This is a genomic window from Eubacterium xylanophilum ATCC 35991, from assembly GCF_000518685.1.
Lineage (GTDB): Bacteria > Bacillota > Clostridia > Lachnospirales > Lachnospiraceae > Eubacterium_F > Eubacterium_F xylanophilum.
In genome coordinates this window covers 34,623-47,487 of sequence record NZ_KI912470.1, presented here as the reverse complement: position 1 = coordinate 47,487, position 12,865 = coordinate 34,623, and the positions used below count along the sequence as shown (strand labels likewise).

Genomic DNA, 12,865 nt, shown 5'->3' with positions numbered 1-12,865 from the left:
GAGACAATATATGTTTTATCAATTTAATTGTAAGATATGTAATGTCTTGTGTCAAGTAAAATATGTCATCTGTTATCTCATTTCCAACTTTGCTGTGTTATAGAATATCTTATATAGGTACCATAAACTTTGGAGGACTAAAAAATGGAAAAAAGCATTAATTACGAAAAAATATTTGCAGAAAGATTATACTATCTTAGAACCTTAAAAGGTGTCTCTGCAAGGGAGATGAGTCTTGCAATAGGCCAAAATCCAAGTTATATTAACAGAATAGAAAACAATAAGAGTTTTCCATCAATGCAAACATTTTTTTATATATGTGAATATCTGGAAATAACTCCCAGCTACTTTTTTGACGATAAAACACACGATGAAAACAACAAAAAGAATGATGTTACAGCTATCCTGAGCAACCTAAAACTGTTGTCCAAAAAAAATTTAGTAATTGTAAAAGATTTAGTATCAGCACTAGTCAATAAATAAACTAATTTGAAAAAAGGTTATCATCTTACGATGATAACCTTTAAAATTTTCAGAACAAATACTGTATATTCAAGTAGGTTTATCTGCTATGTAACTATATATACTACTTAGCATAGTCTACTACTCTTGATTCACGAACAACATTAACCTTAATCTGACCTGGATACTGCAATTCATCTTCTATCTGCTTAGAAATATTTCTAGCAAGCAATACCATCTCATCATCGTTAATCTGCTCAGGAACAACAATAACTCGAACTTCCCTACCAGCCTGAATAGCAAAAGATTTATCTACTCCATCAAAGCCATTTGAAATGTCTTCTAATTGTTTTAGTCGATTTGTATATGTCTCTACAGTCTCACGTCTTGCACCTGGTCTTGCGGCTGATATAGCATCAGCTGCCTGAACGATACATGCAATCATGCTCTCTGGCTCAACATCTCCATGGTGAGCTTCAACTGCATTAATAACAAGAGCTGATTCCTTGTACTTACGGCACAAATCAACACCGAGTTGTACATGAGAACCTTCCATCTCGTGATCGACTGATTTACCGATATCGTGCAGCAAACCTGCTCTCTTAGCAAGTCTCACATCTGCACCTAATTCTCCAGCAAGGAGCCCAGATATATGAGCAACCTCAATAGAATGCTTTAATGCATTCTGTCCAAAACTTGTACGGAAACGCATCTTACCAAGAAGTCTAACTAATTCATGGTGAACACCATGAACACCAACTTCAAGCATGGCAGCCTCTCCCTCTTCACGAATCAATGTCTCGACCTCTTTCTTGGCCTTCTCAACCATTTCCTCGATACGCGCCGGATGAATTCGTCCATCTACGATAAGTTTTTCCAAGGCAATCCTAGCAATCTCACGACGTATAGGATCAAAACCTGAAAGGATAACAGCCTCAGGAGTGTCATCAATAATCAAATCAATTCCTGTAAGGCTCTCAAGAGTACGAATATTACGTCCCTCTCGTCCAATGATTCTTCCTTTCATTTCCTCGTTAGGCAATGGAACAACTGATATAGCTGCCTCAGACACATGGTCAGCTGCACACTTCTGAATGGCATTAACAATGTACTCCTTAGCTTTCTTATCAGCTTCATCCTTAGCCTGACGCTCCAATTCCTTGATCATTACCGCAGTTTCATGTTTTACATCTTCTTCTACAGTTCTTAATAAGTATTCTTTTGCTTGTTCGGAGGTAAGTCCGGAAATCTTTTCTAACTCACGCAAGTGACTTTGTCGAATCTCTTCGACCTTTTCTTTTTCTTTTTCAAACTCGTTCACTTTTGAAGCAAGTCTTGATTCCCTTTTCTCGAGTGCATCCAGTTTTTTGTCCAAAGTCTCTTCTTTACCCAACACACGTTTTTCGTAGCGCTGGATCTCCGCTCTCTGCTCTTTTGCTTCTCTCTCAAGTTCATTCTTAGCTTTGAGATTTTCTTCTTTAGCTTCGAGTAGAGCCTCTCTTTTCTTGGTTTCTGCAGTCTTAAGCGCATCATCTATAATCTTTCTTGCCTTGTCTTCTGCATTGCCCAACTTCTCTTTTTCTGTGCGAATTCTATGAGATATCGCAAGTTTCCAAGAAATCAACGCGGCAACCACAATCAGAACTAAGCAGATTACAGCAATGATAACTACAGTACCAATACTGATACCAGACCCTGACACAGGAGCACCTCCTTTATTTAATTATATGCACATAAGTGCAACATATAAATTTTACAATATTTCGTTAAAATTGTCAAGGTTTTATGATATTTTTACAAGATAATGTTTAATATTACCAAAAGAAATGCCTAAATCAATCTTTTGATTCTGTCCCATCCTTCCTTAGATTGTTTGCTTATCGATTCAGCATCTTTTCCCAGCCTATCAGCATCCGAAACTTGACACTCAACTCCCCTTTCTCTAAGCTTCTGGACCAGATCCGCTCCGTAGTTAAAGTCAGAGTGATACAACTCATCCCACTTTGTATTATTCTGCGAGTCCCCTTGCATTATACCTCTCTCTGTACCATCATCAAATACTAACTTGGCATCTATGTTTCCATCCTTCTCATAGATGTAACACTTTTTCACATCATCAAGTGTATATTCCTTGATTTTACTCTTTTCTGATACAACAATCGAATCTCCTCTCATCATGGTAAAGCTACTTGTTGTAATCATAATATTGCTTATCCCCGTTATAAGCATTATCATAAACAAACTCAATCGTATTAAGAAAAAAGCTCTTTTTCTCAGACTTAATGCTTTTCTACACGAATCAACTAGAAGTACTCCCATTAAGAAAACCGCTGAAATAGTATATACAAATGCCAACCCATCTCCACCGGATATAATTCTCGTCGGAACATTTTCATCAATCGTAACAGGTAAGATTAACTGCTGCACAAGCAACAATCCGGAAACACATATAATAATGCCCATTATAAGGCTCAATACGATTCCAACACTTGAGGCGATATACAATAATGCCTTAGTACATATTATGACTGACTTGTTTTCTCCATTGTGCTGGACAATCATTTGATATATAATGCTTATAATTGCAGGAACAACAGCCAAAAGCAAGGCGAATAAGAGGCTAATTTTCTGCCTGCAGGCAATTCCATTTGCAACAAGAATTACAATTCCCAAAATCTGTGGAACCAGAAAGCGGATTCTCAAAACTTTAAAATACTTCGCAAACGAGAAACTGTGATTTTTCATAATACTCGCAATAGCTGTATCGCCCGTGGCAAATGGCGTTTCTAACTTCTCTCGACGAATCTTTAAGTGTTTTTCATAATACCTGATACTGACGCCGATAATCATGAAGCCACCTACCACAAGGCATATATATTCATTTCCACTATCAAAAAGGTTCAAATTCACATTCATAATTCCTATAATGATATATATTATAAGTCCTACAATCCACGATATCTCGCCGCTATTTAGCTTTGATATATACTTAAAAAAATCTCTCTCTTTCATAATTCTTCCTTTCATTTATAATTCTTTAGTGCAAGTTTAACCGCTTCTCTGAGATTTGATGCCTCGTATTTTTCCAATATTTCTTCCCTGTCCTCATAGTCAACCAGCATTCCATTCTCTACAATTGCCACATAATCAACCATATCATTGATTTCATCAATCAAGTGCGTAGAGACCAAAACGCCCACATTATTCTTTCTCGCCAAGCTAACTATTATATCATCCATTTTTTTTCGCACAACCGGATCAATATTAGCATATGGCTCGTCTAAAAACATAAACTCCGGATTCCTTGCAATGCAAAATGCCAACTCGACTTTCTTCTTCTCGCCTGTGGACATTTCCTCAAACACTTTATCAGATAAATGTTCCGCTTCGAACAATCTCAAGCACTCATCATACTTCTCTTTGCTAAAATCCTCATATAGCATTGAGAGCATCGTTATATTTTCTTCTACTGTCATATGTGGCACACACCACTTTCCCCCGACAAAAGCAACTTTTTCTCTATATTTTTCAATGTTCTCGGGAGATATGATTTCTCCGTTGAATCTTACTTCCCCCGAATTTTGCCTTTTCATACCATATAGTAAGCTCATTATCGTAGTTTTTCCTGCGCCATTGTGTCCGACCAAACAAGTCACATAACCTCGACTCAAAGAAATATTTAAATCCTTGATTTCAAAGCTTTTGTGCCTGCTTACCATTGAATAGCATATATTACTAGCCTCAATCATTTTATATTCCTCCATTCTGCTTTAGCCCTAGGGCCTTTATGATTTCTTCACCACAGTATTTCAAGCATATCAATCGCTTCACTCTTGCCTATACCAATTTCCTTGGCATTTTGAATCCATTCTGACAAATCACTTTCTAAGCTTCTTGTCTCCTTTTCCCGCATATACTCGGTATTGGGATTATCAACATAGAAGCCCTTTCCCGGAACAGAATAAACAAGGTTTTCCTTCTCTAGATTTTCATATGCTTTTTTTATTGTTATAACACTAATCTTCAGATCAGAAGCAAATCCTCTAATTGAAGGTAAAGACTCTCCTTCTTTTAGCGCCCCCGATAAAATCATTTTTTTTATTTGTTCTTCAATCTGCTCGTATATTGGCACACCAGACTTGCTATTAATATTTATATTCATATTTGCCTCCTAACTGTCTTCACCGGAAATTATAATATCACTTGGTTTCCATTCTCTTATCTTATATACTACCGAACTCCATACGGCCAAAACGCAGCATATAAGCCAAACCAAAAAACCTATACTATTACAATCAAATCCGATTACCTTCTTTATTTGCCCATAGAATCCTATAACGATAGATATCCATATTATGACAATTGTACAAGTAGCCAACATCTCCACAACTCCCATGAGTATTCTAATTATAGATTTGTTCTTATTCATATAATTAGCTGCAATAGAAATATGATCCTTATATATAATTGATATGACTAAAATATAAAATAATATATTTACTATTTGATTTTCACAAATCCGATTATAGGACGAATCCGGCGCAACGCTCCAATCAATTATTCCATTAAATACAAGCATTACATCAAGTATTAATCCACAGATTAAAGCTATGACATATTTTGTTACTACCTTAACTGATACTTTTAATCTCGAATGCAAATATTCCTTATCTGTCATTGGAAGCAACACAGTTACATTGTCTCCCAGCTTCCCATTAATATCAAAAGAGGCAAAAACCATTATTAACCACATTCCCACCATCTTGTTGTTCGCCAAACCTGTAGCAAATATGCTTATTATCCCGATCATTTCTAATAAAAACATTAAAGGGTGCCAAGCTATGCGCTTTTTGATAAGCATTAGATTACTTTTCATTACCTACACCTCATTCCCATTTGTTGATAATACATGATTTCTTGTATCGATGCTATTCTCACATTAACATTCCTCATTTCCTGTAATTGTTCACTTTTATTCTTAACAAGAACTTCGGAGTGAAGCTCGGCATACTCTCCCGAAACAATCAATTCTCTCGGAATAGAATCCAAGTCACACTTTTCTCCCTCTACTACTCTATATAAGTCTCTCAAATCATCTATGGAGCCATAATACCTTTGAATTCCCTTGTCCTTCGCTTTGTCATCATGAATTCTATCTATCCAGAGAATCCTATCTGCTATAGTCTCTAATTCCCCGACTAGGTGAGTTGAAAATAATACTATCTTATTCTTGTCATAGGCTAATTCTCTCATGATATCATATAAGTCATCTCTAAAATCTATATCAAGGTTTCCTGCGGGCTCATCCAGTATATAAACTGAAGCATTTGTGGCAAGAGCAAAAGCAAGCTGTTGCTTAACTCTCTCACCTGTTGAAAGATTTTTGATTTTGCTATACCCAGAAATATCATATTTCTTCAAGTACTCAAAATACATGTTAATATCAAATTTCTCATAGTATTTACCATACAGGAATCCGATTTCTTCAGCTCTCCTATATGATTGAAATGGAGTCTCATTAAATACATATGCCACATGCCCCTTATAAATCCTAGAATTATTCTTACCATCAAATTCATAGAACCTATCACAGTCAGTATCCTGCATTCCAAAAGTCCCACTATCCTTTTCATATAGTCTGTAGGCTCCCAATAAAACCTTTATTAATGTTGACTTACCTGATCCATTAACTCCTATAATTCCCAATATTTCACCTTGATTGGCAATAAAATCTATGTTTTCAATTGAAAAAACATCAAACCGCTTGGTTACATTCCTACATTCTAATCTAGAAATCATCTCATACCTCTCTTTCCAATGTGCCCTCAATTTTCTTTATAAAGCAAAAACTGTATATACTGTGTATTCCGTGTATATGTACAGTATATACAGTTATCATCTTCTTGTCAAGTAATTTCTTAAAAAAAATACACAACAACCTACTTTCCAAATTAAAATACCTCAATATCTGAAAATGGTTCAATAAGTCATTGTGTATCATTAAAAACATTCTATTAGATAATATCTCATAAGACTCCGGTTTCAATTTGTGAGAAAACTCTCTTAATCCTTGAAATCTCAAATCCCTTTCGGGCTAAATATGCAAATATCTTTTGCTTATCTTGATATGAAATTTCATTGATATCCTCACCCTTCAACCTTTTCTTAATGAGATTGGCAATTGCCATATTGTCCTCAGAATAATCTATTTCCTCCATAATTTCAACCACAAAGTCTTTTCTCAAGCCCTTTTGAATAAGCTTATATATTATCTCTTTTTTGCTGCGCTTTGCACGCTGGAACGAGATAAAATTTTCAACATAGCGACGGTCATCTACATAGCCGAAGCTAGTTACATATTCCATGGCATCCCTTGTCTCATCTTCAGAAAACCCCGCTGTTAAAAGTCTATCAGACAACTCTTTCGAGGTCCTGTCTTTGATGAGCAGAAGACTCATGGCTTTTTCAATAGCTTTTTTTGATCCTTGTGAAACTTCTCTCATGGATTACTTACTCTTCGCTTTCTTATCTGCATCTTTGGCCTTTGCCGCTTCCTCTTCAGCAACTTCTTCATCATTATTGAAGTACATAGCGCGAACTGTCTTGTCCACTTCGTCGAATATAGCAGGATTATCTACCAAGAACTTCTTGGCGTTCTCTCTACCCTGGCCAATCTTCTCGCCCTTGTATGAATACCATGCACCACTCTTGACAATGATATCATTCTTAGTAGCAAGGTCAATCAAATCACCTTCTCGAGAAATACCTTTTCCGAACATAATATCAAATTCTGCTTCCTGGAAAGGTGGCGCAACCTTATTCTTAACTACCTTGACTCTTACATGATTTCCTATGATCTCTCCAGCTTGCTTCAAAGCCTCCATCCTTCTTACATCAAGTCGTACTGATGCATAGAACTTAAGAGCACGACCACCTGTAGTAGTCTCAGGATTACCAAACATCACGCCAAGCTTTTCACGCAACTGGTTGATAAAGATAACTACACAATTGGATTTGTTGATAACACCTGTTAACTTACGCAAAGCCTGACTCATAAGTCTAGCCTGCATACCCATGTGTGCATCACCCATATCGCCCTCAATCTCTGCCTTAGGAACAAGCGCAGCAACCGAGTCAACAACAACAATGTCAACTGCTCCGGATCTGACCATAGTCTCTGTAATCTCGAGAGCCTGCTCTCCACTGTCCGGCTGTGAGATATATAATTCATCAATATCTACACCTATATTCTTAGCATAAACCGGATCAAGTGCGTGCTCTGCATCGATAAATCCTGCAATACCACCTCTCTTCTGCACTTCTGCAACCATGTGCAATGCAACGGTAGTCTTACCACTTGACTCTGGTCCATATATTTCAATAATTCTTCCTTTTGGAATACCGCCTACACCTAATGCGATATCCAAGCTGAGAGATCCTGTAGGAACAGCTTCAATGTTCATATTGGCAGCCTTGTCGCCAAGCTTCATAACTGATCCCTTACCGTAGTTCTTCTCAATCTGTGAAATAGCTGATTCTAATGCTCTTAATTTATTCTCGTCACGTTCTATCATTTTTACTCTCCATTCTCCGCTTAAGCGGTTATGTTCCGATTAATCGAACTTTGTTTCGGAACATTTGTTCGTATGAATATATCATACACCACTGTTTTAAATTTGTCAACATAAAAATCAAAATAAAGTACAAAATTTGAAAATGTTCCGCGCATTGCCCCACGCAACGCGCTTCACACTTCCGAATGATTCTACCTTACCCTTGATATTCTTATTTTTAAATAATGGATTTCACCGTATAAGAAACTGCAAAAAGTCTGAACATCGCGCTCTCACTCATTACGCGTCCCTTCCAATATATCGTTATTCTACTCCCGCTTTACATCCCATGCACTGGGATAACTACAATAACCTTATTCAAACTTTTATAGATAACCGAAGATAACCGGATTCTTACCGGTAAAAAGAATTATTTAATAGAATATATTTCAGAATCATGTTGCATAACAACAGATTTATTCTAGCATATATATTGCACTTTGTAAACCTACGCAAATGTATATGTCAAAGGAATATTTCACGTATACACATGCGTATCTCTCCCTCGGAATCGCATAGCGCTGGTCGTAAGACAATTTTTGAAACGCATTTTGCTGGTCTTACTCCTTACAGTCGTAAGACAATTTTCGGGAAGAATTCTTGAGGATGTGGAAAAGAAAATATAGAATAGGCATGCCCCGAAAGTAGAATGAGGTAGTCCCGGGAGAGAGAAGGGGCATGCCAAAATGGGAAATTTAAAATGGGCATGCCCCGAAAGGGGATTTAGGAGATCTCGGAAGAGAGAAGGGGCATGCCAAAATGGGAAATTTAAAATAGGCATGCCCCGAAAGGGAAATGAGGAGATTCCGGGAGAAAGAAGGGGCATGCCAAAATGGGAATTTTAAAATGGGCATGCCCCGAAATCGGAAACGCATTCTGCTGGTCTTACAAGCTTCGCTTGTAAGACATTTGACAGGAAACGCATTCTGCTGGTCTTACAAGCTTCGCTTGTAAGACATTTTATTCATATCTCAGTGCCTCGATTGGATCCATCTTCGCCGCTTTATTGGCGGGATAGTATCCAAAGAACACTCCGATAACCATTGAAAATCCCACAGATAACATGATTGCACTTATCGGTGCCGATGCAGAATATCCAAGTATTGAAGCGGCCACTGCCCCAAGTATAAAGCCCAGGATAATTCCAAGTATACCGCCCATCAGACACAATATAATTGATTCAGTTATGAATTGCAATCTGATTGAACCATTGCCTGCCCCGAGGGCCTTTCTGGTTCCAATTTCCCTTGTTCTCTCTGTTATAGACACTAACATGATATTCATAACTCCAATGCCACCAACTAAAAGAGATATGGCTGCAATAAAGGATATGGCTATCGAAACATTTCCGATTGTCTCATTCATTGATTCCATCAGGCTTTCCATGGTTGAAGTTGAGATTTCATAGTCATCATTGTCGACATAGTATTGGTTAAAGAAATCCTCGATTTCATCTGCAAAGCTAGAAACCTCTGTCACTTTAGATGATGTTACCACCGTGAGTTGCGTATATCCATCATCAGAATGCATCTGCTCCTTTCCCGTTGTAAGCGGAACATATGCCGAAGTTGTAACCTCTGAATCAGATGTGCTCTCCACTGTACCGCTGTCATCATATTCATAGACCCCAACAATGTAATAATAATAATAAACATTATTGATATTTACTCCAATTTTCTGGGACAGGGCAGCCTCATTATTACCGCCAAAAAGCGTCTCAACCAGCTTGTCAGATACCATTATAACACTCTTATTTCCACTTATGTCACTAGATGAGAGTTTTCTGCCGGCCAACAGCGTGATATCTTCGCTTGTAAAATATTCCGCATTTATTCCCGTCAAAGTAATATTAGCTGATGCATCTTCCTTGCTTACTGTCCCACTTCCCAGAGATTCATTGATGCTAATTGCCTCAATTTCATCCTTATACTTTTCCTTAAATTCTCGGATCATTTCATCAGAAATTCTATCTTCTTCCTCTATAGAATTTCGCCTTGACATGGCACCGAACTTAAGTCCATTACTTCTTGTCTCACTTTCAGATTCACTTTGCTTAACTCCCACTGTCACGTTGCTTGCTCCCATTTCCTGAAACGAGTCAGAAATCGAATTGGTAAGGGACTCGCTGACAGTCATTATCGCAATAACAGAGCCAATTCCTATTATTATTCCCAACATAGTAAGGAGTGCTCTCATCTTCCCGGCTGCCAATGAAGCTAGGGCCAGCTTTATGTTTTCAAGAATTAACATGACGCCTCCCCCTTTCTCTCTCCTATAACCAAACCATCTTTTAATGTTATAATTCTCTCTGTTTCATTTGCCAGAGAACTTGAATGTGTTATCAACACGATAGTCTTGCCGTTTTCTCTGTGAAGTCTGTGGAAAATATCCATGATTTTTCTACCGGTATCACTATCTAGTGCTCCCGTCGGCTCGTCAGCGAGAATAATCGATGGATTATTGGACATAGCTCTGGCTATAGCAACTCGTTGCTTCTGACCTCCCGACAATTCATCTGGCTTGTGATCCATTCTCTCACTCATTCCCACAATATCTAAGAGTTCCTTGGCACGCTTTGCACGCTTGTTTTTGGGGATTCCCGCATAAAGCATTGGGAGCTCCACATTGGACAAAGCATTGGTTCTCGCAATTAGATTATAAGTTTGAAACACAAATCCTATTTTCTTATTTCTAATCACCGACAACTCCCTGTCTTTCGCACCATTTATCTTCTTTCCATCGAGAAAATATTCTCCCTGTGTGGGTCTGTCAAGGGCCCCTATAATATTCATAAGAGTTGACTTGCCGGACCCCGACTCGCCCACAATAGAGACAAATTCTCCTTCCTTGACATCTATATTTATTCCATGAAGAATTTCTAATTCATTGGGTTGTCCAATATAAAAACTCTTCCTAATTCCTTGAAGTTTAATTGCAGTTTTTCTCATAATATCGCACCTTCTTTCAACGCGGAAGCAATTACATTCCTTGACCACCGCCACCCTGAGGGCCTCCACCCTGTGGTCCTCCACCTTGCATTCCGCCTCCTCCCATGTTGCCAAATATTCCGCTGTTCTTATTGCTATCGGAATCTTCGTCATCAGAGGATTTTGAAGTCTCATCGCTAGGAATGATGACTTTCATGCCTTCTTGTAGATTCTCTCCGCTTATCTCCACATAATAGTCACTTTCCATCCCTTTGGTTACCTGAATCTCCTGTGACTTATTGGTCTTGTCATCTGAAACAATTGCATAGATAACTGAGTTTCCGGATGAGTCCTCGTGGATAGCATCATATGGAACTGCAAATACATCTTTAACCTCTTCTTTGACAATACTGCACTTGGCAGTTAAGCCCATGCGAAGTCTTTTGTCTTTCGACTTAACTTTTATCTTAACTTCATAACCACTGGTCGTGTTGGAAGATGTCCCTCCGGAAGAGCCAGAATTCGCGCCCTCCGCAGACGAATTTGAACTCTCTGTGGTTGGTGCAATAAATGTAACCTCACCCTCCAATTCATCATCCCCCGTAGCCTCTGTCAAAAAAACAACCTTCTGACCTATCTTCAAGTCACTAATCCCATATTCGTCTACAGTTGTAGTGATATTATAAGAATTGCTCTTTACAATCTTAAACATTGTATCTCCAGAGTAAGTTCCGCCTTCCTCTACATTAACCGCTGTGACAATCCCAGTCATTGGAGATGTCACCTTACACTTTTCAAGGGCATCCTTTGCCTCATCAAGCTGCTTCTTGGCTTCCTTTATACTCTTCTTTCGCTCACTAATAGCAGTATCAAGATTATCTTCTGCATTCTCTATGGTACTTTCATCCTGTTTTTTGCTGTTCTTAAGCTCTGATACCGCCTGCTCATATGCACTTTGAGCCTGCTCGACTCCCTGCTTCTTCCTTTTGGCCTCTGCCAAGGCTTTCTTTGCCTTAGCTACCGCTGCTTTTTTCTCCTTAGTATTGCTGGTATAATCACTCTTTGCTTCACTGACATTAGAAGATGCTTTAGAAACTTTTTTGTTCTGCTCCGAAACAGTATCTTCATATGTCTCCCCTGCTTCTTCTAGTGCATCGTTCAAGTCGCTCACATCAAAAGTTACCAAAGTATCACCTTTCTTGACTTTATCACCAACTTGAACCTTGACATTCTTGATTTTAATATCCTTTACGTTAGCAGCAACAGATACTGTTTTGGAACTCTCTATAGTCCCCGTGGCACTCACCGACGTAGATAAGTCCATCTTACTAAGTTCTACCGTATTTTGCTGTTGTTTACTTCCCGCCGCAGTCTTGCTTTTCCCCGCTTTCACGGCAAATACCACAATCCCTGCGGCTACTACTGCCAACATAATACATATGATTATTATCCTTTTTTTGGTAAATATTCCTCTCATTTTCATATGCAAGTCACCTCCGTTTTTCTTTATATATTATTGGGAGGCTGTGATTAATTAATGACTACAATTTGTAGAGTTTGTGGAAATTATAAGTATATTATTTGTCCATAACCTTAAAAAAAACTTAAAAAATGTCTTACGACCGCAGGGAGTAAGACCAGCAGTATGCGTTTCCTGTCAAATGTCTTACGACCAACGGGAGTAAGACCAGCGATATGCGATTCCTGTCAATTGTCTTACGACTGTAAGGAGTAAGACCAGCAGAATGCGATTCCTCTATATACGGATGTTTTCATAAAAATTGACTTTTCATCCGTATTTATTTCCCATTTTGGCATGCCCCTTCCCTCTCCTAGGATCTCTCCATTTCCCTTTCGGGGCAT

Annotated in this window: 13 protein-coding genes; 2 read left to right on the top strand and 11 right to left on the bottom strand. The window is 38.3% G+C overall.

Going from position 1 to position 12,865, the window contains the following annotated elements; all coding sequences use genetic code 11:
- Nucleotides 1–144 precede the first annotated feature (144 nt).
- A complete protein-coding gene (locus L877_RS0107540) occupies nucleotides 145–483 on the top strand; it encodes a helix-turn-helix domain-containing protein (protein ID WP_034785416.1) in 339 nt (112 codons plus the stop codon).
- Nucleotides 484–586: 103 nt separating this feature from the next.
- Here L877_RS0107540 and rny read toward each other — a convergent pair whose 3' ends face one another.
- The 8 genes from rny to recA all read right to left on the bottom strand — a co-directional run bounded on the left by rny (nucleotide 587) and on the right by recA (nucleotide 8,036).
- Nucleotides 587–2,086, bottom strand: a complete 1,500-nt coding sequence (gene rny / locus L877_RS0107535; protein ID WP_479723597.1) for a ribonuclease Y — start codon at nucleotides 2,084–2,086, stop codon at nucleotides 587–589.
- 206 nt (nucleotides 2,087–2,292) lie between these two features.
- A complete protein-coding gene (locus L877_RS0107530) occupies nucleotides 2,293–3,474 on the bottom strand; it encodes a hypothetical protein (RefSeq protein WP_026835531.1) in 1,182 nt (393 codons plus the stop codon).
- An 11-nt stretch (nucleotides 3,475–3,485) separates the two neighbouring features.
- Nucleotides 3,486–4,211, bottom strand: coding sequence for an ATP-binding cassette domain-containing protein (locus tag L877_RS0107525; protein WP_026835530.1), 726 nt, complete (start codon nucleotides 4,209–4,211; stop codon nucleotides 3,486–3,488).
- Nucleotides 4,212–4,258: 47 nt separating this feature from the next.
- Nucleotides 4,259–4,624: a GntR family transcriptional regulator gene (locus L877_RS0107520; protein ID WP_026835529.1), complete on the bottom strand. Its 366-nt coding sequence runs from the start codon at nucleotides 4,622–4,624 to the stop codon at nucleotides 4,259–4,261.
- Nucleotides 4,625–4,633: 9 nt separating this feature from the next.
- Complete coding sequence (locus tag L877_RS0107515) at nucleotides 4,634–5,287, bottom strand: hypothetical protein (protein ID WP_207637249.1); 654 nt, start codon at nucleotides 5,285–5,287, stop codon at nucleotides 4,634–4,636.
- A gap of 50 nt (nucleotides 5,288–5,337) precedes the next feature.
- A complete protein-coding gene (locus tag L877_RS0107510) occupies nucleotides 5,338–6,261 on the bottom strand; it encodes an ATP-binding cassette domain-containing protein (protein WP_026835527.1) in 924 nt (307 codons plus the stop codon).
- Nucleotides 6,262–6,488: 227 nt separating this feature from the next.
- Nucleotides 6,489–6,965 (bottom strand): regulatory protein RecX, encoded by a 477-nt coding sequence (locus L877_RS0107505; RefSeq protein WP_026835526.1) that lies wholly within the window; start codon nucleotides 6,963–6,965, stop codon nucleotides 6,489–6,491.
- A gap of 3 nt (nucleotides 6,966–6,968) precedes the next feature.
- Nucleotides 6,969–8,036, bottom strand: a complete 1,068-nt coding sequence (gene recA / locus L877_RS0107500; RefSeq protein WP_034785413.1) for a recombinase RecA — start codon at nucleotides 8,034–8,036, stop codon at nucleotides 6,969–6,971.
- A 725-nt stretch (nucleotides 8,037–8,761) separates the two neighbouring features.
- Here recA and L877_RS14125 point away from each other — a divergent pair.
- Nucleotides 8,762–8,920, top strand: a complete 159-nt coding sequence (locus L877_RS14125; RefSeq protein WP_156923013.1) for a hypothetical protein — start codon at nucleotides 8,762–8,764, stop codon at nucleotides 8,918–8,920.
- 115 nt (nucleotides 8,921–9,035) lie between these two features.
- Here L877_RS14125 and L877_RS0107490 read toward each other — a convergent pair whose 3' ends face one another.
- From L877_RS0107490 to L877_RS0107480, 3 genes are read right to left on the bottom strand one after another with little or no spacing between them, the layout of a single operon-like run.
- Nucleotides 9,036–10,325, bottom strand: a complete 1,290-nt coding sequence (locus L877_RS0107490; protein ID WP_026835524.1) for an ABC transporter permease — start codon at nucleotides 10,323–10,325, stop codon at nucleotides 9,036–9,038.
- Nucleotides 10,319–11,023, bottom strand: coding sequence for an ABC transporter ATP-binding protein (locus L877_RS0107485; protein ID WP_026835523.1), 705 nt, complete (start codon nucleotides 11,021–11,023; stop codon nucleotides 10,319–10,321). The genes L877_RS0107490 and L877_RS0107485 overlap by 7 nt, the downstream gene beginning before the upstream one ends.
- A 31-nt stretch (nucleotides 11,024–11,054) precedes the next feature.
- Nucleotides 11,055–12,485, bottom strand: coding sequence for an efflux RND transporter periplasmic adaptor subunit (locus L877_RS0107480; RefSeq protein ID WP_026835522.1), 1,431 nt, complete (start codon nucleotides 12,483–12,485; stop codon nucleotides 11,055–11,057).
- Nucleotides 12,486–12,865 lie beyond the last annotated feature (380 nt).

Bases quoted from the DNA above. Each gene is read 5' to 3' on its own strand.
- L877_RS0107540 (WP_034785416.1), top strand. From the start codon at position 145: ATGGAAAAAAGCATTAATTACGAAAAAATATTTGCAGAAAGATTATAC.
- L877_RS0107530 (WP_026835531.1), bottom strand. From the start codon at position 3,474: ATGAAAGAGAGAGATTTTTTTAAGTATATATCAAAGCTAAATAGCGGC.
- L877_RS0107525 (WP_026835530.1), bottom strand. From the start codon at position 4,211: ATGATTGAGGCTAGTAATATATGCTATTCAATGGTAAGCAGGCACAAA.
- L877_RS0107520 (WP_026835529.1), bottom strand. From the start codon at position 4,624: ATGAATATAAATATTAATAGCAAGTCTGGTGTGCCAATATACGAGCAG.
- L877_RS0107515 (WP_207637249.1), bottom strand. From the start codon at position 5,287: ATGTTTTTATTAGAAATGATCGGGATAATAAGCATATTTGCTACAGGT.
- L877_RS0107510 (WP_026835527.1), bottom strand. From the start codon at position 6,261: ATGATTTCTAGATTAGAATGTAGGAATGTAACCAAGCGGTTTGATGTT.
- L877_RS0107505 (WP_026835526.1), bottom strand. From the start codon at position 6,965: ATGAGAGAAGTTTCACAAGGATCAAAAAAAGCTATTGAAAAAGCCATG.
- recA (WP_034785413.1), bottom strand. From the start codon at position 8,036: ATGATAGAACGTGACGAGAATAAATTAAGAGCATTAGAATCAGCTATT.
- L877_RS14125 (WP_156923013.1), top strand. From the start codon at position 8,762: ATGGGAAATTTAAAATGGGCATGCCCCGAAAGGGGATTTAGGAGATCT.
- L877_RS0107490 (WP_026835524.1), bottom strand. From the start codon at position 10,325: ATGTTAATTCTTGAAAACATAAAGCTGGCCCTAGCTTCATTGGCAGCC.
- L877_RS0107485 (WP_026835523.1), bottom strand. From the start codon at position 11,023: ATGAGAAAAACTGCAATTAAACTTCAAGGAATTAGGAAGAGTTTTTAT.
- L877_RS0107480 (WP_026835522.1), bottom strand. From the start codon at position 12,485: ATGAAAATGAGAGGAATATTTACCAAAAAAAGGATAATAATCATATGT.